The following is a 21,279-nucleotide window of genomic DNA, read 5'->3' as shown; positions in this document are numbered from 1 at the left end:
TCAGGACTCCAATGCTTCTGCGAGCTGATCGCGGAGCGCGTCCAGCTGGCTGGTGACGCCCTGTTCCCGCCATTCCGGCGCCTCCAGGCCGTCGAGGAACGTGCCCTGCTCGGTGAGCAGCAGCGTGGTGCCGTCACCGCTGGCGGTGAACTGCACCGTGGTCAGCGACACCGTCGCGGGACGGTCGTCGGCGTACAGCGTTGCCGTGTAGACGATCCGCTCGTTCGGCACGATGTCGCGGCAGTCGGCCTGGAACCGCAGCGCCGGCTGGTCGCCGCGGCGCGGGCTGCGGGCCAGCTCGGTGCCGCCGACGCGGAAGTCGAGCTCGTGCTCGGCGCCTTCACCGGCGAACCAGCTCGCCTTCGCGCTCGGCTCGGCCCAGGCGGCGAACACCCCCGTTCCGGCGCACCCGGGTAGGTGCGTTCCAGGGTGAACGTGGAGTGCAGGACGGTGTGGTCGGTCATCGTGTGCTCCTTGGTGTGGTCATTGCTCGGACAGGTAGTCGCCCAGCCGGTCGAGGCGTCGCTCCCACGCGGTGCGCTGCCGGTGCAGCCAGTCCTCGGCCGCCCGCAGGCGGTCCGGCTGCAGGTGGCAGGTGCGTACGCGCCCTGCCTTCGCCGACTCGACCAGCCCGCTGGCCTCGAGGACCTGCAGGTGCTGGACCACCGCCGCCAACGACATCGGCAACGGCCGGGCCAGCTCGCTGACCGAGGCCGGTCCGTTCGCCAGCCGCGCCACCATCGCCCGCCGACTCGGGTCGGCAAGCGCGTGGAGGATCCCGTCGAGCGACTCCTCTTGGTTAAGCATGTACTTAACTATCCGCCCGACCAAAGGCACAGTCAAGGGGTTGCTTAACTTTCTTGGGCTCGCACGGGAGGTGCGGGTTGTGGACCGGGTTCGCCGGTGCCGCTACCGGGCGTTCGCGGCGCGGTCCTCGTCGTCGGCCGGCCATGGGAACCAGTTGTCGCCGTCCGCGGGCTGGGTGTCGCCGGCATCCGCGGCGTGGCCGTGCTGGTCGGCGAGGACGGCCTGGTAGTGCTCCTCGATCGCGGCCGCGTGCACCGCCGGCGCGAACCGGCGCTCCACCTTCGTCCGTGCCGCCTGGCCCATCGCCGCCGCCCTGGCGGGGTCGAGGACGAACGGCCGGATCGCGTCGGCGAGGGTGGCCGAGTCGCGGGGCGCGACGAGCTCGCCGTCCACGCCGGGGTCGACGAGCTCGGGCAGCCCGCCCATCCGGGTCGCGACGACGGGGCGCGCGCACGCGAACGCCTCGAGCACCGCGAGTGGCTGGTTCTCGTGCCACACCGACGGCACGACGACCACCGCGGCGGACCGCATCAGGTCGTGCGTCTTCGTGCTGTCGAGGTTGCCGTGGAACGTCACCCGACCTGGTACCAGCTGCTCGGCTAGCCGCTCCAGCTCGTTGCGTTGCGGACCGTCGCCTGCGATGTGCAGGTGCGCCTTGGCGGGCAGGTGCTCCCACGCCCGGATCAGGACGTCGACGCCCTTCTCCTGGCTCAGCCGGCCGACGAACACCGCGCCCTCGCCAGGCACGTGGCTGGGGAAGACCACCTCGGTGTCGATGAAGTTGTCCTGGAGGTGCAGCCGGTCGGGGTACACGCCGGCCGAGCGCATCACGTCGGCGAGGAACCAGCTCGGGCACAGGAAGCGGTGGATCGGCGCGTACGCGTTCACCTTGCGGTGCAGCGTGGTCTCCAGTGCGGCCGCCGCGCTACGGGTCAGCGAGCCGTTGCAGCGCTTGCGCAGCGCCTGCATCGGCCCACCGGTGACGCAGGCCGTGCACGGCTTGCCGTGATCGAGCAGCTGAGACGTGGGGCAGGCGAGCTTGTAGTCGTGCACCGTCATCACCGCGGGAATGCCGCGGTAGGCCAGCGGCCGCAGGATGGACGGCGAGAGCTGGTGGTAGATGTTGTGCAGGTGCACAATGTCGGGCTTGAAGTCGTCGAGCACCTCGTCGAAGCCGCGCGCCGCGGACGTCGACCACATCATCCGGCCGAGGTTCTTCAGCTTGCCGACTGGTGACCGCGGCGGCGGGGTGAACGAGATCTCCGCCGGGAAGCTGCGCTCGTACTGGTAGGTCTCGTTGTCCGGGTGGTGCATGCCGAAGAACGTGACGTCATGGCCCGCGACGTGCTGGAGCTGCGCGAGGTCGTCGGCGTACGCCTCGGTGCCGCCGCGCCGGTGCAGGAACTTGTTCACATGCAGGATGCGCACTTCCGTCACGCCTTCCGTCGGTCGCAGGGCCGGGGCCGTCGGGCCGGCCGTCGAGTTGCCGGGCAGGCGCGCGACATCGCCGCGACTACCGCTCGTTGGCCGCGATCCCTGGTTTGGTATGCGCAATGGGGCCTACGCGCTGGGGGCGAAGCGCTCATCGCCGTCCATACTGCGCGCGTTCACCCAGGCCGCAACACCTGCAGATGCGGTCAGACACCACGAAAACACGACCGGTAACGCCAGGGCCGTCATCAGCTTCACCAAAGCGACAGAACACCCCAAGACGCCTACGCCGTCAACGCGGTCCGTGCTCGGTGGCCGCGCCCCTACGCGACGAACGGCTCGGCGGTCTGGGTGCTGCCGGTCCGCACGGCGGTGTACGCCCAGGCGATGCGGTCGACCGCATCGTCGATCTGCTCGTTCGGCAGCGTGTAAGGCAGCCGGACGAACCGCTCGAACGACGCCCCGGGGCCGAACCGCGGGCCGGGCGCGAGCAGCAGGTCGTGCCGCGCCGCGACGCCGGCCAGCGGTGTGGCGACCGGCTCCGGCATCGCGCACCACAGCGTCAGCCCGCCCGGTGGCACCTGGAACGTCCAGTCCGGCAGCCGCGACCCGACGGCGGCGACCAAGTGGTCGCGCTGGTCGTGCAGGTCCGCGCGGCGGGGCGCGAGCAGCTCGTCGCGGTCGGCGAGCAGGTGCGCGAGCACCAGCTGGTCGAGCACCGGAGTGCTGGTGGACAGCCCCGCACGGGTGGCCAGCAACGGGTCGACGAGGGACTGCGGCACCCGCAGCCAGCCGATCGAAAGCCCGCCCCAGTACGACTTGCCGGCACTGCCGAGCAGAAGCACCGGCGCTCCCGTCGACCGTGCGTACGCGGCGAACGGCTTCGGCATGTCGTGCTCGGCCACGTCGAGGGACAGGTCGACCATCGTCTCGTCGACGACGGTCGGCGTGCCCGAGCTCGCCAGCGCCCGGGCGAGGCGCTGCCTGGTCTCGTCGTCCATCAGGTGGCCGGTCGGGTTCTGGAAGTCGGGGATAAGGTAGGCCAGTCGCGGATTGGCCTGCCGCACCGTCGCCTCCAGCATGGCCACGTCCCACCCGGCCGGCCCCACCGCGGACGGCACCGGACGGGCGCCGGCGAGCTCGATGCTGCGCAGCGCGTTCGGGTACGTCGGGTGCTCGCAGAGCACCCGGTCGCCTGGGCCGGTGCAGTGGTGCAGCGCGAGGTCCCAGGCCGCAAGCGCGCCGCTGGTGACGATGATCTGCTCCGGCGTGGTGGCGAGGCCGCGCTCGGTGTACCGCTGCGCGAGCGCCTGGCGCAGCTCGGGCAGCCCGTGCGGCAGGTAGCCGTGCTGGGACGTGTACCGCGGCAGGTCGGCGGTGGCGGCGGCGACCGCGCGGGCGAAGCCGCCGACCGCGGGCACCGTCGCGCAGGCCAGGTCGAGCTCCTTGGTGTCCATGCCGGGCAGGAACGTCGGCTCGTCGTCCAGCCGCCTGGTGGGCAGCGTGGTGCGGCTGCCGGAGCCGCGCCTGCTGTCCAGGTAGCCGCGCTCGCGCAGCTCAGCGTACGCGCTCGCGACCGTCGTACGGCTCAGCCGCAGCGCGCTGGCGAGCGAGCGCTCGCTGGGCATCCGGGTGTGCGGCGGCACCCGGCCGTCCAGCACCAGGTGCTCGACGGCCTGCGCGAGCCGCAGGTACGTCGGCCCGGGGCCACGGAGGGTGCCAACCAGGTCGACCAGACGGTACGAAGAGACATGTCGTTCGGCGGCCATATAGCCACTATTGCGCAATTGGCTATGGATGACCAGACCAGTTGTCGGGAATCATGGCCTGGTGACCGCGATCAGTCGTCCGAACATCCGCTCCGCCGTCAGCCTGGACTCGCCACTGGCCCAGCTCCGTGAGGGCCGGCTGGTGCGCCGGCTCGTCCAGCTGTACCTGGGCCTCGCGCTCTACGGGTTCTCGCTCGGCCTGATGATCCGAGCCAACCTCGGCCTCGACCCGTGGGACGTGCTGCACCAGGGCATCGTCCGGCACGTGCCGCTGTCGTTCGGCGCCGTGGTGATCCTCATGTCGTTCGTGGTGCTGCTGTTCTGGATCCCGCTGAAGCAGTGGCCGGGCCTCGGCACGGTGAGCAACGCGATCGTGGTCGGACTCGGCGTGGACCTCACCCTGCACGTGCTCGCGCCGCCGTCGGCGCTGTGGCTGCGCATAACGTTCGTCGTCGGCGCGGTCGTGCTGAACGCCGTCGCGACGGCGGCGTACGTCGGCACCCGGCTCGGGCCGGGCGCGCGGGACGGCCTGATGACCGGCCTGGTGCGGCGGACCGGCCGGTCGGTGCGGCTGGTGCGGACGGTACTCGAGGTGGGCGTGCTCGCCATCGGCTGGCTGCTCGGCGGCTCCGTCGGCGTCGCGACAGTGGTCTACGCGTTCGGTATCGGCCCGCTGACCCAGCTCTTCCTGCCCTACCTGACCGTGTACCCGAGGGTCCCGGCTAGCTGAGGCGGCCAGGCAGCTGCGCGGCGCGCTCGATCAGCTCGCGGTCGTAGGCGATGCCGGGGACGTACATGATGACGTAGTCCGCCCCGGCCTCGAGCGCCTGCTCGATCCGGCCGGCGATGCCGTTCACGGTGTCCAAGACCAGCCCCGGGTACCTGCCGACGAACGTGTCGTGGTCGACCGAGCCACGGGCCTTCGCGGTCGCCTTCTGCGGGTCGGCGCCGTCCGCGATCGGGAAGACGTTCAGCGACGTCGACTTGATGATCGAGTCGTAGTCGCGGTCGACGGTGTCGCAGTGCCTGCGCAGGATGTCGAGCTTCTCCCTGATCACCTCGGGCCTGCCCGCGCCGACGTTGCACGCGTCGCCGTACTTGGCGACCAGCTTCAGCGTCACCTTCTCGCCGCCGCCGCCGATCCACAGCGAGGGGTGCGGCGTGCGTACGCCCTTCGGCTCGTTGATCGGCTTGTCGACCGAGTAGTACTTGCCGTCGAAGACGACCTCGTCCTCGGTCCACATCCGGTAGACGATCTCGACGGCCTCGGCGAACGCGCCCATCCGGTCGCGCAGCTCCGGCCACGGGTAGCCGTAGGCGCGCCACTCGTGCTCGTACCAGCCGGCGCCGATGCCAGCGTAGAGCCGGCCGCGTGCGGCGGCGTCCACGGTGGACGCCATCTTCGCGTACAGGCTGGGGTGGCGGTAGCCGTTGCAGCCCACCATCTGCCCGACGTTCACCCGCGTGGTCTCGCGGGCGAGCGCGGTGGTCGCGGTCCAGCACTCGAAGACGCTGTTCTGCGTCGGCTCAGGCACCGTGTGGAAGTGGTCGTAGAGCCAGATGGAGTCCCACGGGCCGGCGTCGGCGGCCTTGGCGGTCGCGACCATGGTCTCGAACTGCTCCGCCGGATCGGCGATCTCCGCGAGATCCATCCGCCAGCCCTGAGGTACGAAGATGCCGAACCGAGTCGTCATGCGCACGCCTTCCGTCGCGATGTCTGCACCGCCCTTTCTATCGTTGGTGGCGGGAACCGCAAAACATCTGATGTATCGTGCGAGGATGAAGAGGTCGCCGCAGGTGCCTGCGTACCAGGACCTCGCCGACGCGTTGCGGCTGAGGATCGTCAGCGGGGAGCTTGAACCCGGTGACCGGCTGCCGGTCGAGCCGGAGCTGTGCGCCGAGTACGCGGTCAGCAGGAGCACAGTGCGCGAGGCACTGCGGGTGCTCTCCAGCCAGGGCCTGGTCGTCACCACGCGAGGCGTGACCGGCGGGACGTTCGTCGCACACCCGGACGGCGACCAGATCAGCGAGTACCTGGAGACCAGCCTCGGTCTGCTGGTGCAGTCGGACGCCGCGGGCATCTCCGTGCGTTCGCTCCTCGAGGTGCGCAGCTTCCTCGAGGTACCGGCGGCCGGGTTGGCGGCACAGCACCGCACCGAGGCGCAGCTCGAGGCGCTGCGCGACACGCTGATCGACCCACGCAGGGTGGACGCCGCCGAGATCGGGCCGACGAACATCGGCTTCCACGCGCTGCTGCTCGAGGCCAGCAGCAACCCGCTGCTGAGCGTCGTCACCCAGCCGGTGTTCCGGATGGTCAGCCGCCGGTTCGCCAGGGACGACGCGCCGAAACGCTTCTGGGCGAAGGTCTTCAACGACCACAGGGAGATCTTCTACTACGTCGAGGCCGGTGACGCCGAGGGAGCGCAGGAGGCGACCGCCGAGCACCTCGGCCACCTGCGCACCACGTACGAGCACATCGACAGGGAGCGGCGCGATGGGCGAGGGGAGATCCGAGCCACGTTGCGTTGACCCGCAAAAAATCAGATGTTTACGCTGAGGCAACGCTTGAAGGGATCGGATCATGGTGACGCACCCACCCGAGTTGGGCAGGTTCTTCGAAGACTTCCAGGTGGGTGACGTCTACAAGCACCCGCTCGGCCGCACCATCTCGGAGACCGACAACACCTGGTTCACGTTGCTGACCTGCAACACCAACCAGAACCACTTCAACGCCGTGTTCGCCGAACGCTCGCCGGTCGCAGGGAAGATCATCGTCAACTCCGGTCTCACCGTGGCGATCGTGCTCGGCCAGAGCGTGATCGACGTCAGCCACAACGCCATCGCCAACCTCGGCTGGGAGAACATCAAGCTGACCCACCCGGTGTACGTCGGCGACACGCTGTTCTCCGAGTCGGTCGTCACCGGGACCAGGAAGTCACGCAGCCGCCCGTACGCGGGCATCGTCACGGCCCGCACCCGGGGACTCAACCAGGACGGCGACGAGGTGCTCTCCTGGGTGCGCAGCGTGCTGATCTACTCCAGGGACGCTCCGCACCACAAGGGATGGTTCCCCGAGGCGAAGACCGGGCCGTTGACCGTCGACGGTGGCGAATGAGTGGAGGGCCGTCATGAAACCGCTCGAGGACCTGCGCATCGTCGCGGTGGAACAGTACGGTGCAGGGCCGTGGGGCAGCCTGCAGCTGGCGGACCTCGGCGCCGAGATCATAAAGATCGAGGACCCGGCCGCCGGCGGTGACGTCGGCCGGTACGTCCCGCCGTACCACGAGGGCGAGGACTCGCTGTTTTTCGAGGCGTTCAACCGCAACAAGCGCTCGCTGTCGCTCGACATCGGGTCGCCGCAGGGGCGTGCGGTGTTCGACGACCTGGTGCGGAACGCCGACGTCGTCTACTCCAACCTGCGTGGCGACGTGCCGGCGAAGCTGCGGCTGCGCTACGACGACCTCAAGCACCTCAACCCGCGCATCGTCTGCTGCTCACTGAGCGGCTTCGGCATGACCGGCCCGCGCAGCAAGGAACCCGGCTACGACTACGTGCTCCAGGCGATGGCCGGCTGGATGTCGGTCACCGGCGAGCCCGGTGGCCCACCGACGAAGTCCGGGCTGTCGCTCGTCGACTACTCCGGTGGTTACGTCGCCGCACTGTCGTTGCTCGCCGCCGTGCACAAGGCGCGCCGCGACGGTGTCGGCGCCGACTGCGACGTGAGCCTCTACGACGTCGCGGTGTCGTTGCTCGCGTACGTCGGCGCCTGGCAGCTCACCGGGGGCTACGAGCCGCAGCGCATGGCGCAGTCTGCGCACCCTTCGCTGGTGCCGTTCCAGGCGTTCGAGGCGTCCGACGGCTGGTTGGTCATCGGCTGTGCCAAGGAGAAGTTCTGGCAGCGGCTGACAAAGGTGATCGAGCGCCCGGAGCTGGCCGACGACCCGCGGTTCCTTACGTTCGTCGACCGCGGCGAACACCGCGACGAGCTGCTGTCGGTGTTGACCGAGATCCTCGCGCAGCAGCCCGTCGAACACTGGCTGACGGAGCTGCGCGCGGCTGGCGTGCCGTGCGGCCCGGTGAACACCGTCGCCGCGGCACTGGCCGACGAGCACACGCTCGCCCGCGGGCTGGTCGTGGAGACCGAGCACCCGGAGTTCGGCACCGTGCGGCAACCCGGCACGGCGGTGCGGGTCGGGCCGCCGCGCGCCGAGCACCGCAGGGCGCCGCAGCGCGGCGAGGACTCCGCGTACGTACTGCGCGACCTGCTCGGCTACGACGAGGAGAAGATCTCCGACCTCGGTGCGGCCGGGGCGTTCGGTGACCGGTAGGGAGATCAGCATGGATTTCGAGCTCAGTGACGAGCAGCGGTTGTTCCGTGAGTCGTTGCGTGACTTCGTGGATCGGGAGATCCGTCCGGTCGCGCAGGAGTGGGAGGCGTCGGACCGGTATCCCACGGAGATCGTGGCGACGATGCGGCAGCTTGGCCTGTTCGGGTTGACGGTGCCGGAGGAGTTCGGCGGGATGGCCGCGGACATGGTGTCGTTCGCGTTGGTGTTCGAGGAGATCTCCCGGGGTTGGATGGGTATTGCGGGGATCCTCGGTAGTCATTCGTTGTCGTGCTGGATGATCGCGCGGCATGGCACGGAGGAGCAGCAGCGCACCTACCTGCCCGACCTGGCGACCGGGAAGCGTCGTACGGGGGTGGCGCTGACCGAGCCGAACGCGGGCACGGACCTGCAGGGCATCCAGACCACCGCCAGGCGCGACGGCGACAGCTACGTGCTCAGCGGGACGAAGACCTGGATCACCAACGCCAGGCATGCCGACCCGTTGCCGGTGTTGTGCAAGACCGATCCGACGGCGAGCCCGGCGCACAAGGGTATGTCGGTCTTCCTCGTGGATGCGGACACGCCGGGTTTCGCCGTGCAGCGGGACCTGCCGAAGCTGGGTTACAAGGGCACCGAGTCGTGTGAGGTGGTGCTCGACGAGGTGCGGGTGCCGGCGGCGAAGCTGCTCGGCGGTGTCGAGGGGCGGGGGCTGCAGCAGGCGTTGTCGGGGTTGGAGACCGGCCGGATCAATGTGGCCGCGCGGTCGTTGGGTGTTGCGCAGGCGGCGTACGACGAGGCGTTGCAGTACGCCGGGCAGCGGGAGGCGTTCGGACAGAAGATCCAGGACTTCCAGGCGATCCAGCTGAAGCTGGCGGACATGGCGATGCAGGTGCAGTCGTCGCGGCTGATGGTGTACTGGGCGGCGTCGCGTGCGGATGCGGGCGAGCGGGTGGACATGGAGACCGCGATGGCCAAGGCGCATGCTTCGCAGGCGGCGTTGGACTGCTCGCTGGCGGCGATGCAGGTGCACGGCGGCTACGGGTACTCCAAGGAGTTCGTCGTCGAGCGGCTGTACCGCGACGCGCCGTTGATGGCGATCGGCGAGGGCACCAACGACATCCTGAAGACGGTCATCGCGAAGGCCCTCACCACCGGCCGCGGCACCGTCGCCTGACGCCGCTCGGCGGGTACTGCCCGCGCTGTCCGCCGGATCTGGTGGAATCGGGGCGTGCAAGTCCGGAGCTTCCGGCTGGTTCGTCGTCCGAAACCGGCTGGCGCCGCGCCCCAGCTGGATGACGCCCAGCGCCGCGTCGTAGAGCACCCGGGCGGGCCGCTGCTCGTACGCGCCGGGCCGGGTACCGGCAAGACCGCCACGCTGGTCGAGGCGGTTGTCGACCGCATCGCCGGCCGCGGCCTGGCGCCCGAGCAGGTGCTGGTGCTGACGTTCAGCCGGAAGGCCGCCGGTGAGCTGCGCGAGCGGATCACCGCGCGGCTCGACCGCACCATGCAGGAGCCGCTCGCGCTCACCTTCCACTCGTACGCGTACGCGCTGGTGCGCAAGGCCGCCGTGCTGAACGGTGAGCCGCCGCCGCGGCTGTTGTCCGGCCCCGAGCACCTGGTGGAGATCAGGCGGCTGCTCGAGGGGGAGATCGAGGACGGTGCGTCGTACTGGCCGGCGGCGCTGCGGCCGGCACTGGGCACCCGCGGCTTCGCCGAAGAGGTGCGCGACCTGATGCTGCGGGTCACAGAACGCGACTGCACCGCCGCCGACCTGGCGCTGCTCGGCAAGGAGTACGGCCGCGAGGAGTGGACGGCGGTCGCCGGCTTCATGGAGCGCTACGCCGGCCGGTTCGACGTGGAGTGGGCGCGCGCGTTCGACTACGCCTCGCTGGTGCGCGAGGCCATCGCGCTGCTCGACGCGCCCGAGCCTGGCGGCGTCGGCGCGCGCGAGCGGGAGACGCGGGCCGCGGTGTTCGTGGACGAGTACCAGGACACCGACCCGGCCCAGGAGGGCCTGCTCTACGCGCTCGCCGGCCAGGGGCGCGACCTCACCGTGGTCGGCGACCCCGACCAGTCGATCTATGGGTTCCGCGGTGCGGACGTGAGCTGCATCGAGCGGTTCCCCGAGGTGTTCCGCACCGTGGACCGGCGGCCGGCCGGCGTGGTCGACCTGCGTACCTGCCGGCGGTCCGGGCCCACCCTGCTCACCGCGTCGCGTCGCGTCGCGTCGCGGCTGCCCGGCGCGCGGTCCACGCACCGGATGCTCACCTCGGCTCGTACGGAGGACCCGGGCAGCGTGGCCGTCAGCCTGCTGGCGAGCCGGGAGCAGGAGGCGGCCAACGTCGCCGACGTGCTGCGCCGTGCACACCTGGTCGACGGCATCGCCTGGCAGCGGATGGCCGTGCTCGTGCGGTCCGCCAACCTGCAGGCGGCGCCGCTGCAGCGCGCGCTGACGGCGGCCGGCGTGCCGGTAGTGGTCGCAGGCGACGAGGTGCCGCTCGTGCACGAGCCCGCGGTGCGGCCGCTGCTGCTCGCACTGCGCGCGGCCGTCCAGCCGGACGCGCTCGACGAGGACGCGGCAACCGAGCTGCTGTGCAGCCCGCTCGGCGGCGCCGACCCGCTCGCGCTGCGCCGGCTGCGGCGGGCGCTGCGCGATGTCGAGCACGACGCCGGCGGCACCCGCACGGTCGCCGAGCTGCTGCCCGCCGCGCTGCTCGACGAACGCGAGCGCGCGCTCGTCCACCCGGACGCGAGGGGTCCCGCGGACCGCCTCGCGCAGCTGCTCGCGAAGACCGCACAGGCGGTGCAGAGCGGTTCCGCTGAGGAGGCGCTGTGGGAGCTGTGGTCAGGCTCCGGGCTGGCGCAGCGGTGGCGCGACGTCAGCCTGCGCGGCGGGTTCCGCGGCCAGCAGGCCGACCGCGACCTGGACGCGGCGTGCGCGCTGTTCGACGCGGCCGCCAGGTACACCGACCGGATGCCAGGCGGCAGCCCGGTGGGTTTCCTCGACGACCTGGTCGCGCAGGAGATCCCCGGCGACACGCTGGGGGAGCAGGCGCCCCGCGCCGACGCCGTGCGCCTGCTCACCGCGCACCGGTCGAAGGGCCTGGAGTGGGAGCTCGTCGTCGTCGCCGGTGTGCAGGAGGGCATCTGGCCGGACACCAGGCTGCGCGGCACGCTGCTCGGCGTCGAGGACTTCGTCGAGGTGGCGCAGGGCAACGAGCCGCTCGTGCCGTCGATAGCCGCGAAGCTGCTCGAGGAGGAGCGCCGGCTGTTCTACGTCGCCACCACCCGCGCACGCAGCCGGCTGGTGGTCACCGCGGTCCTCGGCGGGGTGGACGGCGACGAGCAGCCCGCCAGGTTCCTCGGCGACCTCGGCGTCGAACCGGAGCAGGCCGGTGTACGGATGCCCCGCGCGCTGACGCTGCCGGCGCTGGTCGCCGAGCTGCGCGCGACGGTCGCCGACGGCACGTCGTCGGGCGGTCGCCGCGCGGTGGCGGCGGCGCACCTGGCCAGGCTGGCCGGCGACAACGTCCGCGGGGCCGACCCGGACGAGTGGTACGCGACCACCGAGCTCTCCGCACAACACCCGCTGTACGGCGAGGACGACCGGATCACGCTGTCCCCGTCGCAGGTCGAGGGGTTCGGCGCGTGCGGGCTGCGCTGGCTGCTCGAACGTGCGGTCGGCGCGGCCGACGTGGGCGCCGCGCAGAGCGTCGGCAACGTCGTGCACGCGCTCGCCGCGCTCGCGCCCGAGCCGACCGGTGCGGACCTGGACGACTTGCAGGCCCGGTTGAGCGAGGTGTTCGGCCAGCTCGACCTCGGCAGCCGCTGGTTCACCCGGCGCAGGGAGAGCGACGCCGCGGCCATGGTGGAGCGGTACGTCGGCTGGCGCGGCCAGAACTCCCGCACCCTGCTCGCCGCCGAGCAGCCGTTCGACGTCCGTACCGGCCGGCTGCGGTTGTCCGGCCGGGTCGACCGGGTGGAGCGCGACGAGCAGGGCCGTGCGTACGTCATCGACCTGAAGACCGGGCGGTCGGCGCCCGCGGACGACAGCATCGGCAGGCACCCGCAGCTCGGCGTCTACCAGCTCGCCGCCCGGCTGGGCGCGTTCGCCGCGCTCGGCGTGGAGCAGCCGGGCGGCGCTGCGCTCGTCCAGCTCGGCAAGGGCAAGACCGTCAAGGAGCAGGCACAGCAGGCACTCGCGGACGACGACGACCCCGGCTGGGTGGACGACCTGGTCGCGGACGTGGCGGCGCGGATGTCGCAGGCGCGCTTCGTCGCCCAGCTGAACTCGCACTGCGGGTCGTGCAAGGTGCGGTCGTCGTGCCCGCTGCAGGACGAGGGCGGGCAGGTGCACCCATGACGAGTGAGCTGCCGGTGGCCGCCCCCGTGCCCGGTCGGTGGGGGTGGCGCCGGTGACTGCCCTGTCGCAGGAGGTCAGGTACGACCCGTTCCGGCTGGCGCGCATCTGCGCCGCGCCCGAGCCGACGCCGGAGCAGGCCGCCGTCATCGCCGCGCCCACGGCGCCGTGCGTGGTGGTCGCGGGCGCCGGGTCAGGCAAGAGCGAGACCATGGCGCGCCGGGTGGTGTGGCTGGTCGCGAACGGGCTCTCGCTGCCCGAGCAGGTGCTCGGCCTGACCTTCACCCGCAAGGCCGCGCGCGAGCTCGGCGTGAAGGTGCGCGACTGGCTCGACCGGCTGCGGGCGCAGCCCGAGTTCAGCGGCTCCCTCGGCGCGGAACGGCTCGCCGGCGACCCGGTGATCTCCACGTACCACGCGTACGCCGGGCGCATCTACCGGATGCACGCGCTGCGCGACGGCGCTGAGCCCGGTGCCCGGCTGGTGACGCCTGCCGTGCAGTGGCAGCTCGCGCACACCGTGGTGGCCAGGTACGACGGCCCGATGGACGCGGTGGAGTGGACGCCGAGCACGGTCACCGCCGCCGTACTCGAGCTCGCCGGCGAGATGGCCGAGCACCTGGTCGGGCCGGACGACATCGTGCTCGACCAGGAGCGCTGGGAGGCGCGTGCGGCCGCGCAGCAGAAGGGCCGGCCGGCATTGGTCACCCGGCTGCTGAAGAACCAGCGCGTGCGCGGTCAGCTGCTGCCGCTCGTGGCGCAGTACCAGCAGGCGAAGCAGGCGGCCGGCTTGATCGACTTCGACGACCAGATGGCCGCCGCCGCCCGGCTGGCGTCCAGGCATCCGGCGGTCGGCCGGGTGGAACGGTCCATGTTCGACGCCGTGCTGCTGGACGAGTACCAGGACACCAGCCACAGCCAGCTCACCCTGCTGCGCGGCCTGTTCCCCGACGGCTTCCCTGTGATGGCCGTCGGCGACCCGGCCCAGTCGATCTACTCCTGGCGCGGCGCGACGGCCGGCAACCTGCGCCGGTTCGCCGACGACTTCCCGACCGCCGACGGCGCCCCGACCACGCGGCTGCACCTCACCTGGAGCTTCCGCAACGTCGAGCGGGTGCTGACCGTCGCGAACGCCGTCGTCGATCCGCTGCGGTCGGCGGACGTGAGCAAGCCGCTGGTGCCCGCGCCGGTGCTCGAGGACCCCGGCGAGGTCGAGTGCGCGCTGCTGGAGACCGTCGACGACGAGGCGCAGTGGGTCGGCGCGCGGGTGGCCGGCCTGGTCGAGGCGGAGGAGTGCCGGCCGTACGAGATCGCCGTGCTGGTACGTAAACGCAGCCAGATCACCCGGTTGCGCGAGGCGATGGAGAGCCGCGGTGTGCCGGTGGAGATCGTCGGCCTCACCGGACTGCTCACCGTGCCCGTCGTCGCCGACGTGGTGTCCACGCTGCGGGTGCTCTACGACCCGACGGCGAACGCGTCGCTGATCCGGCTGCTCACCGGGCCGCGCTGGCGGATCGGCGCGCGCGACCTGGTGGCGCTCGGCCGCCGCGCCAGGCAGCTGGTGCGGGTCGACGACGAGGCTGCCGACCAGCCGCAGGACCCGTTCGCGAACGCCGTGCTCTCCGAGCTCGACCTCGGCAGCCTCGCGGACGCGCTCGACGACACAGGGCCGCACCAGGCGTACTCCGCGCGCGCGTACGCCAGGTTCCGCGCGCTGGCCGCGGAGCTGCGGGTGCTGCGCGAGCGCGTCCAGCTGCCGCTGCCCGAACTGGTCGCCGAGGTCGAGCGCACGCTGCGGCTGGACATCGAGGTCGCGGCCCGTCCCGGCAGCGACCCGCGGGCCGCGCGCGCCGACCTGGACGCGTTCGCGGAGGAGGCCGCCAGGTTCTCCCGCGACGACGAACGCCCGACGCTCGGCGCGTTCCTCGCGTACCTCGACGCGGCGGAGGAGCAGGAGTCCGGGCTGGAGATCCCGCACGTCGGCGACTCGGACAGCGTCAAGCTGATGACCGTGCACGCGGCGAAGGGCCTGGAGTGGCCGGTGGTGTTCGTGCCCGGGCTCGCCAGCGGCAGCAAGGTGTCGGTGTTCCCCGCGCGGGCGCAGACGTCCACCAGCTGGACCGACAACGCGCGGCTGCTGCCGTTCGCGTTACGCGGCGACGCGCGCGACCTGCCGCAGCTCGCCGGGGTGGGCCGCGACGACGCGCAGCGCTATACGGCCGCGACAATGGCGCGGCAGGCGGCGGAGGAGCGTCGGCTGTTCTACGTCTCGGTGACCAGGGCGCAGCGGCTGCTGTGCTGCACCGGCTACCACTGGGGCACCGGTGTCACGCCGCTCGGCCCGTCCAGCTTCCTCACCGAGGTACGCGACGCGTGCCAGTCCGGCAGCGGCCGGGTGCGCGACTGGGTGGAGGAGCCGGTCGCAGAGAACCCGCTGCTCGCCGGTGGCTCGACGGCCTGGTGGCCGGTCGACCAGGATCCCGAGGTGGTGGCCGAGGTGCGCGCGGGCGCCGACCTGGTGACCGAGGCGACGACGGCGTTGCCGCTGGCACCGACGACGGCCGAGGACGACTGGGCGACCGACGTCGAGCTGCTGCTCACCGAGCTCGCGGCGAACAGGCGTAGCCACGACCAGCAGGTCGAGCTGCCCGAGCACCTGTCGGTGTCGGCGCTCGTCGCGTTGGCGCGCGACCCGGACCGGTTCGCGCTCGACCTGCGCCGCCCGGTGCCGCAGCGCCCGGAGCCGCGCGCCAGGCGCGGCACCGTGTTCCACCGGTACCTGGAGGCGCGGTGGGGGCAGCAGCGGCTGTTCGGCCCGGACGACGAGCCGGGCGCCGGCGACGTGGGCGGTGCAGGCGACGCGGAGTTCGAGCTGCTGCGGGAGCGCTTCGAGGCCAGCGCGTGGGCCGACCGGGTGCCGCTGGACGTCGAGGTGCCGTTCGAGATGCACGTCGAGGGCGTACTGGTCCGCGGCCGAATGGACGCGGTGTTCCCCACCGACGACGGCGGCTACGAGGTCGTCGACTGGAAGACCGGCAGCCCACCGGGCCCGGACGAGGAGCAGGCCGTAGCGGTGCAGCTGGCCGCGTACCGACTGGCCTGGGCCCGCCTGCACGACGTGCCACTCGACCAGGTGCGCGCGTCGTTCCACTACGTCCGCTCCGCCCGCACCATCAGCCCCGTAGACCTCCTGGACGCCGACGGCCTCGCCGCACTCATCCGCACCCTGCCCACCGAGGAATGAGGTCGGTGCTGTGCCGGCGGGTTGTTGGGCCGGCCCCATCGATCTGCTCGACGCCGGCGGCCTCGCCGCGCTGATCGGCGCCCTGTCGACGGAGCCGTGAGGGTCAGCGCGGGGCGACGAGCAGTGGTTGGGTCACCGAGCCGAGCTCGCCGTAGCGGTCGCCGAGGGTGCCGGTGGTCGAGCCGATGCCGTCGCCGCTGACTACGGTTGCGGCGTCGATGCACACCCACTCGTCGTGGGGGTGTCGGTGCACGGTGACGGTCGCGGCCGGCGGGATGAACAGCCAGCCGTCAAGCGGCACCACGCCGCTGATCCCGTTCGCCGCGTCCGCGGTGAGCAGCACCCGGTCGAGCGGCTGCAGCGGCACGCCGGCGACCAGCGGGATCCTGGGGCGTGTCCACACCGCGGCCGGGCCGAGGTCGTCGAGCGAGCCGTGGATCCAGCGCCAGTCGATCGCCTCCCCGTAGCCCCACCGGTCCCAGCCGGAGAAGAACCGCTGCGGCTGTGGGGGCGGGATGTCCGCGGGCAGTCCAGGCGGGTCCGCGGAGTTGCCGTTGGTGGTGATCTCCCAGGCGCGGGCGAGCGCGACCGGCCGGCCGGCCACGGTCAGCTCCGCCTCGAGCAGCCGGATCCGCTTGCCCGGACGGACCACGCGCGCGGCCGTTTCGAGCGGCTGTCGCGGCACGGCACCCAGGAACTCGACGGTCATCCTGGCCAGCCGGAAGCCCGGCTGCGGGTCCACGGCGCGCATCAGGTGCCCGAGCAGTGCGGTGGGCGGCCCGCCGTGCTGCGCCTCGGACTCCCACGGGCTCTCCGTCGCGTACGTAGGCTCGAACCTGTTCTCACCGGCAGGGACGTAGAACGCCTCGGGGAGCTCGGCCGGTGCGTCGTTCGGCATCACGGTGTCCTTCCTGCCTGCGGTTCCGTCGCCCGGCCACGACGCGGCGCCGCAACCCACCGGACAGTCTGACCGACGCACCCGATGCGCCGACGGCGGCGCCCGGTTAATCTCGGGGCGTGAGTAGTCTCCCGCACCTCGCCCTCGCCCGTGCCACCGTGGACCGCGACTGCTACGCCCGCGAGGACGCGGCCGTACTGGACGAGCTCTGGGCCGCGCCACAGACTCGCGTCCTCGTCGTCTCGGACGGCGAGACGTTGGTCGACGATGCGGGGACGCGGCTGGTCACCGTCGTCCCCGACGACGCGCCGCCGGGGGAGCGGTACTACCTGGGGCGCGGCGACGGCGGCACGTTCTTCGCCGTGCGATCCGCCCTGCCTGAGGGGCTCGACGGCGCGCGGCCGGCCGGCCTGCGGGAGATCGGCACCACGCTGGACGACCAGGAGGCCGGCCTGGTGGTGCACGCCGTAGCGCTGGAGCGCTGGCACGCCACGCACCAGCACTGCCCGCGGTGCGGGACACCGACGGACGTCGTGCACGGCGGCAGTCAGCGCGACTGTCCCGCCGACGGCAGCAGCCACTTCCCGCGGGTCGACCCCGCGGTGATCATGCTGGTCTACGCCGACGACGGCCGGTGCGTACTCGGGCGGCAGGCGGTGTGGCCGGCGAAGCGGTTCTCCGTGCTCGCCGGCTTCGTCGAGCCGGGCGAGGCGCTGGAGCACGCGGTGGCACGCGAGGTCGAGGAAGAGGTGAGCCTGCGCGTCGACGACGTACGTTACGTCGCGAGCCAGCCCTGGCCGTTCCCGTCCAGCCTGATGCTCGGCTTCACCGCCCGGGTGGTCGGCGGCGAGCTCGCCGTGGACGAACGGGAGCTCGCCGACGCGCGGTGGTTCAGCAAGGCCGAGCTGACCGCCGCCCTGGCGGACGGCTCGCTGCTGTTGCCGCCACCGGTCTCCATCGCCCGCCGCCTGGTGGAAACCTGGTACGGCGAGCCCTTGTCCGACTAACCGTCAGGCTGCGGCGAGCCGCTCCTCGACCTGGGCTACCGAGGGGTTGGTCAGCGCGGTGCCGTCAGGGAACACCACAGTGGGCACCGTCTGGTTGCCGCCGTTGACGCTCATGACGTACTCGGCCGCCTGCGGGTCGGCCTCGATGTCGACCTCGGCGAAGCCGATGCCAGCACGGTCGAGCTGGCTCTTCAGCCTGCGGCAGTAGCCGCACCACTGCGTGGTGTACATGGTGAGCTGAGCCGACATCGGCGCGGCGTCCCTTCGTCTCGGTTCCGTCTCAACCACCCGAACACGCGGCGCCCGGCAAACCTTCCCGCACCGGCGGTGCCTCCTACGCGCCGTTACGTCGGCGGGCTTTGCGAAGATGACCGTATGTCGGTCGAGGCGATACTCCACGGGCTCGACCCGGAGCAGCGTGCCGTCGCCGAGACCGTCCAGGGCCCGGTGTGCGTACTGGCCGGTGCCGGCACCGGCAAGACCAGGGCGATCACGCACCGGATCGCGTACGCCGTGCGCCGCGGGCTCGTGCCGCCGAGCCAGCTGCTCGCCGTGACGTTCACCACGAAGGCTGCAGGGGAGATGCGCGGCCGGCTGCGGGCGCTCGGCGTGCCGACCGTACAGGCGCGTACGTTCCACTCCGCGGCACTGCGGCAGCTCCGGTACTTCTGGCCGCGCGTGGTCGGCGGGCCGCCGCCGAAGATCGTGGAGAGCAAGGTAAAGCTGGTCGCCGAGGCCGCCAGGCAGTGCGGGCTCACCCTCGGCCGGGCGGAGCTGCGCGACGTGACCGGCGAGGTGGAGTGGGCGAAGGCCAGCCAGATCCGTCCGGACACGTACGTACGGCGGATGCTGCAGGCCGGCCGCCGACCACCGGTCGACGCGACCGACGTCGCGAACGTCTTCGCCAGCTACGACGAGCTGCTCCAGCAACGCAACCTGCTCGACTTCGAGTCCGTGCTCGAGCTGACCGCGGGGGTGCTGCTGGAGCACGCGGACGTCGCGGCGGAGGTGCGCCGGCAGTACCGGCAGTTCGTGGTGGACGAGTTCCAGGACGTCAACCCGTTGCAGAAGCTCGTGCTCGACGCCTGGGTGGGCGACCGGCACGACGTGTGCGTCGTTGGCGACCCGAACCAGACCATCTACTCGTTCACCGGCGCGAGCCCGTCGTACCTGCTCGACTTCGCCGCCGAGCACCCGGACACGACGACGATCCGGTTGGAGCGCGACTACCGGTCCACCCCGGAGGTCGTACGGCTGGCGAACGCGGTGATCGACCGCGCCAACGACAGGAGCGAGGCACACCGGCTCACGCTGCTCGCACAACGGGAGGCGGGGCCGGAACCGGAGATCGCGGCGTACGACGACGAGCCCGCCGAGGCCGCGGCCGTCGCCGCCCGGGTACGCGACCTGCTGGACGAGGGCATCGAGGCGCCCGAGATCGGTGTGCTGTTCCGCGCCAACTCGCAGTCCGCGGTCTTCGAGCACGCGTTCACCGAGGCGGACGTGCCGTACGTGGTGCGCGGCGCCGAACGGTACTTCGACCGGCCTGAGGTGCGGGAGGCCACGGTGCTGCTGAAGGCGGCTGCCCGTACCGGTGAGACGCCGGACCGGCCGTTGCCCGAGCAGGTCGCCGACGTCCTGGGCACGGCCGGCTACCAGCGGCGGCCGCCCGCCGGCAGCGGTGCCGCGCGGGAGCGGTGGGAGTCGCTGGCCGGACTGGTGCGGTTGGCCGAGGAGATCACCAGGGCCGACCCAGAGGCCACCGTGCAGCACGTGGTCGCCGAGCTCGACGAGCGCGCGTCCGCGCAGCACGCGCCGACCCCGGCCGGGGTGACGCTGGCGAGCCTGCACTCGGCGAAGGGACTCGAGTGGGACGTCGTCTTCCTCGTCGGCCTGAGCGAGGGCGCCGTCCCGATCGTCTACGCCGTGACGCCGGCACAGCTGGAGGAGGAGCGTCGGCTGCTCTACGTAGGCGTGACCCGGGCGCGCGAACGGTTGGTGCTGTCGTGGGCACGCGCCAGGGAACCTGGCGGGCGCGCCGTCAGGGAACCGACCAGGTTCCTGCGCGGCCTGCTCACCGGCGCGAAGCCGACGGCCAGACCGAAGCCCACCGCCGCCGAGCGCGCGCCGAAGGCCGGGCCGACGCCGTGCCGGGTGTGCGGCAGGAAGCTGGCCGGTGCAGTCGAGCGCAAACTCGGACATTGCCTGGGCTGCCCGGCCGACGTCGACACCGAGCTGTACGAGCGGCTCGTCGACTGGCGCAGCCAGGCGGCCGCGGAACAACAGGTACCTGCCTTCGTCGTGTTCACCGACTCGACACTCACCGCCATCGCGGAGCAGCGACCGACCACCCTCGGTGAGCTCGCCGCCGTCGCCGGTGTCGGAGCGCGCAAGCTCGAGCTGTACGGCGAGGCCGTGCTCGCGTTGGTGGCACCATCGGTCGAGACGGGATGAGCCGTACCGATGGTGAAGTATCTCTGCGCAGAAGGTGAAACACCCGAAAATTAGGTTGCTCCTTACCGCATCTACCCATAATCTGAACTACGGCCGCACGACGCGGTGCCGAACGAACTGAGAGAGGAGGTGGCCGAGATGGGCACGTGGATGACGACGAACGTGACGCAGCCGGCTACCTCCGGTGGCACCGCCATGCGTGAGCGGCTCGTGTCCGGTCTTGGTGCGTACATCGCGCCCGCCCAGGCCCACGTCCAGGGGACCACTGTGCCTGCAGGCAGCGACCAGCCTCGCACGTTCGTCAAGAAGAACCCGGCCGCCATCAAGGATGGTGCAGCTTCGGGTCTCCGGTCCTGGAGACATCCGGTGTAACAGACACACTGGCGCCTCCAGGCCGCGGAACCCGAACCGGGATCCGCGGCCTTTTTGTTTGCCCACAGCCGACAACACCAGACCAGAAACTCTACCCGAGGAGGTGTCAGCCCCGATGTCCGCGACCGTGCACTCGTTGTTCGAGGCGCCGTTCGCCCTGGATCTCGAGTTGCCCTGTCGAGCCGAGGACCCGGAACTGTTCTTTGCCGAGTCACCGGCCGACGTCGAGTTCGCCAAGGCGCTGTGCCAGGACTGCCCGGTGCGTGCCGAGTGCCTAGCGTCCGCGCTCGAACGGCGTGAACCGTGGGGTGTCTGGGGCGGTGAGCTGTTCGTGCAGGGCGTCGTCATACCGCGTAAGCGACCGCGGGGACGTCCGCGCAAGTCAGAGGTAGCCGCCTGACCGGTCCGACCCGGACCAACACGGCCCAGCCGAGGCGAGAGCGAATCCACATGGCGACGAAGACCAAGCAGGCCGTAAAGGCCACTACGACCACAGAACCATCGAGGAGAACTGCCGTGAACTTACTAGCCGAAGAGAACGCGCGAGAACGAATGCGCAGCCGTCTGGCGGAGGCCGAGCGTGAGCGCAGAGTCAGCCACGCGATAGCGGTT

16 protein-coding genes and 1 pseudogene are annotated in these 21,279 nt (G+C 71.6%); 10 read left to right on the top strand and 7 right to left on the bottom strand.

All coding sequences use genetic code 11. The features are described 5' to 3' along the window. The 4 genes and pseudogenes from GEV07_21180 to GEV07_21165 all read right to left on the bottom strand — a co-directional run bounded on the left by GEV07_21180 (window position 1) and on the right by GEV07_21165 (window position 4,007). Window positions 1-464 (bottom strand): annotated as a pseudogene (locus GEV07_21180) (polyketide cyclase). Between the two features lie 19 nt (window positions 465-483). Next, complete coding sequence (locus GEV07_21175) at window positions 484-807, bottom strand: metalloregulator ArsR/SmtB family transcription factor (GenBank protein ID MQA05127.1); 324 nt, start codon at window positions 805-807, stop codon at window positions 484-486. A gap of 102 nt (window positions 808-909) precedes the next feature. After that, entirely contained in the window at window positions 910-2,361 is a 1,452-nt protein-coding gene (locus GEV07_21170) for a glycosyltransferase (GenBank protein MQA05126.1), read from the bottom strand. Window positions 2,362-2,561: 200 nt separating this feature from the next. Then, on the bottom strand, window positions 2,562-4,007 hold the full coding sequence (locus GEV07_21165) for an aminotransferase class I/II-fold pyridoxal phosphate-dependent enzyme (GenBank protein MQA05125.1): 1,446 nt from the start codon (window positions 4,005-4,007) through the stop codon (window positions 2,562-2,564). Between the two features lie 70 nt (window positions 4,008-4,077). On the opposite strand from GEV07_21165, the gene GEV07_21160 reads away from it, so the two are divergent. Beyond that, on the top strand, window positions 4,078-4,737 hold the full coding sequence (locus GEV07_21160; protein MQA05124.1) for a hypothetical protein: 660 nt from the start codon (window positions 4,078-4,080) through the stop codon (window positions 4,735-4,737). Here GEV07_21160 and GEV07_21155 read toward each other — a convergent pair. After that, window positions 4,730-5,701 (bottom strand): TIGR03560 family F420-dependent LLM class oxidoreductase, encoded by a 972-nt coding sequence (locus GEV07_21155; protein ID MQA05123.1) that lies wholly within the window; start codon window positions 5,699-5,701, stop codon window positions 4,730-4,732. The genes GEV07_21160 and GEV07_21155 overlap by 8 nt on opposite strands. A 70-nt stretch (window positions 5,702-5,771) precedes the next feature. On the opposite strand from GEV07_21155, the gene GEV07_21150 reads away from it, so the two are divergent. From GEV07_21150 to GEV07_21125, 6 genes are all read left to right on the top strand, one after another. Beyond that, on the top strand, window positions 5,772-6,536 hold the full coding sequence (locus tag GEV07_21150; protein MQA05122.1) for an FCD domain-containing protein: 765 nt from the start codon (window positions 5,772-5,774) through the stop codon (window positions 6,534-6,536). 52 nt (window positions 6,537-6,588) lie between these two features. Beyond that, window positions 6,589-7,122: a MaoC family dehydratase gene (locus tag GEV07_21145; GenBank protein MQA05121.1), complete on the top strand. Its 534-nt coding sequence runs from the start codon at window positions 6,589-6,591 to the stop codon at window positions 7,120-7,122. Between the two features lie 13 nt (window positions 7,123-7,135). Beyond that, window positions 7,136-8,335, top strand: coding sequence for a CoA transferase (locus GEV07_21140; GenBank protein MQA05120.1), 1,200 nt, complete (start codon window positions 7,136-7,138; stop codon window positions 8,333-8,335). A gap of 10 nt (window positions 8,336-8,345) precedes the next feature. Then, the gene (locus GEV07_21135) at window positions 8,346-9,509 is read left to right on the top strand and encodes an acyl-CoA dehydrogenase (GenBank protein ID MQA05119.1); all 1,164 of its coding nucleotides are present in this window, start codon (window positions 8,346-8,348) and stop codon (window positions 9,507-9,509) included. Window positions 9,510-9,563: 54 nt separating this feature from the next. Further along, window positions 9,564-12,698 (top strand): AAA family ATPase, encoded by a 3,135-nt coding sequence (locus GEV07_21130; GenBank protein MQA05118.1) that lies wholly within the window; start codon window positions 9,564-9,566, stop codon window positions 12,696-12,698. A gap of 94 nt (window positions 12,699-12,792) precedes the next feature. Beyond that, window positions 12,793-15,936 carry an AAA family ATPase gene (locus GEV07_21125; protein ID MQA05117.1) on the top strand — a complete coding sequence of 1,048 codons (3,144 nt, stop codon included), beginning with the start codon at window positions 12,793-12,795 and terminating at the stop codon, window positions 15,934-15,936. A 103-nt stretch (window positions 15,937-16,039) separates the two neighbouring features. On the opposite strand, the gene GEV07_21120 is transcribed toward GEV07_21125, so the two are convergent. After that, the gene (locus tag GEV07_21120; protein ID MQA05116.1) at window positions 16,040-16,834 is read right to left on the bottom strand and encodes a thioesterase family protein; all 795 of its coding nucleotides are present in this window, start codon (window positions 16,832-16,834) and stop codon (window positions 16,040-16,042) included. A gap of 119 nt (window positions 16,835-16,953) precedes the next feature. Here GEV07_21120 and nudC point away from each other — a divergent pair, with 119 nt between their 5' ends. Then, entirely contained in the window at window positions 16,954-17,841 is an 888-nt protein-coding gene (gene nudC, locus GEV07_21115) for an NAD(+) diphosphatase (protein MQA05115.1), read from the top strand. Between the two features lie 3 nt (window positions 17,842-17,844). Here nudC and GEV07_21110 read toward each other — a convergent pair whose 3' ends face one another. Next, window positions 17,845-18,090 (bottom strand): mycoredoxin, encoded by a 246-nt coding sequence (locus tag GEV07_21110; GenBank protein MQA05114.1) that lies wholly within the window; start codon window positions 18,088-18,090, stop codon window positions 17,845-17,847. Window positions 18,091-18,216: 126 nt separating this feature from the next. Here GEV07_21110 and GEV07_21105 point away from each other — a divergent pair, with 126 nt between their 5' ends. Together GEV07_21105 and GEV07_21100 are read left to right on the top strand one after the other, a co-directional pair. Continuing rightward, a complete protein-coding gene (locus GEV07_21105; GenBank protein MQA05113.1) occupies window positions 18,217-20,295 on the top strand; it encodes an AAA family ATPase in 2,079 nt (692 codons plus the stop codon). Between the two features lie 487 nt (window positions 20,296-20,782). Then, window positions 20,783-21,067: a WhiB family transcriptional regulator gene (locus GEV07_21100; GenBank protein MQA05112.1), complete on the top strand. Its 285-nt coding sequence runs from the start codon at window positions 20,783-20,785 to the stop codon at window positions 21,065-21,067. The last annotated feature ends 212 nt before the right edge of the window (window positions 21,068-21,279 follow it).

The sequence above is a fragment of the Streptosporangiales bacterium genome (assembly GCA_009379825.1).
Classification (GTDB): domain Bacteria; phylum Actinomycetota; class Actinomycetes; order Streptosporangiales; family WHST01; genus WHST01.
Note: the sequence above shows the minus strand (reverse complement) of the source record. Positions and strands in the feature narration are given on the sequence as shown.

What these genes read in the sequence shown, in the direction of transcription:
- GEV07_21175 (MQA05127.1), bottom strand. Translation starts at nt 807, where the DNA reads ATGCTTAACCAAGAGGAGTCGCTCGACGGGATCCTCCACGCGCTTGCC.
- GEV07_21165 (MQA05125.1), bottom strand. Translation starts at nt 4,007, where the DNA reads ATGGCCGCCGAACGACATGTCTCTTCGTACCGTCTGGTCGACCTGGTT.
- GEV07_21155 (MQA05123.1), bottom strand. Translation starts at nt 5,701, where the DNA reads ATGACGACTCGGTTCGGCATCTTCGTACCTCAGGGCTGGCGGATGGAT.
- GEV07_21150 (MQA05122.1), top strand. Translation starts at nt 5,772, where the DNA reads ATGTATCGTGCGAGGATGAAGAGGTCGCCGCAGGTGCCTGCGTACCAG.
- GEV07_21145 (MQA05121.1), top strand. Translation starts at nt 6,589, where the DNA reads ATGGTGACGCACCCACCCGAGTTGGGCAGGTTCTTCGAAGACTTCCAG.
- GEV07_21140 (MQA05120.1), top strand. Translation starts at nt 7,136, where the DNA reads ATGAAACCGCTCGAGGACCTGCGCATCGTCGCGGTGGAACAGTACGGT.
- GEV07_21135 (MQA05119.1), top strand. Translation starts at nt 8,346, where the DNA reads ATGGATTTCGAGCTCAGTGACGAGCAGCGGTTGTTCCGTGAGTCGTTG.
- GEV07_21120 (MQA05116.1), bottom strand. Translation starts at nt 16,834, where the DNA reads ATGCCGAACGACGCACCGGCCGAGCTCCCCGAGGCGTTCTACGTCCCT.
- GEV07_21110 (MQA05114.1), bottom strand. Translation starts at nt 18,090, where the DNA reads ATGTCGGCTCAGCTCACCATGTACACCACGCAGTGGTGCGGCTACTGC.
- GEV07_21105 (MQA05113.1), top strand. Translation starts at nt 18,217, where the DNA reads ATGTCGGTCGAGGCGATACTCCACGGGCTCGACCCGGAGCAGCGTGCC.
- GEV07_21100 (MQA05112.1), top strand. Translation starts at nt 20,783, where the DNA reads ATGTCCGCGACCGTGCACTCGTTGTTCGAGGCGCCGTTCGCCCTGGAT.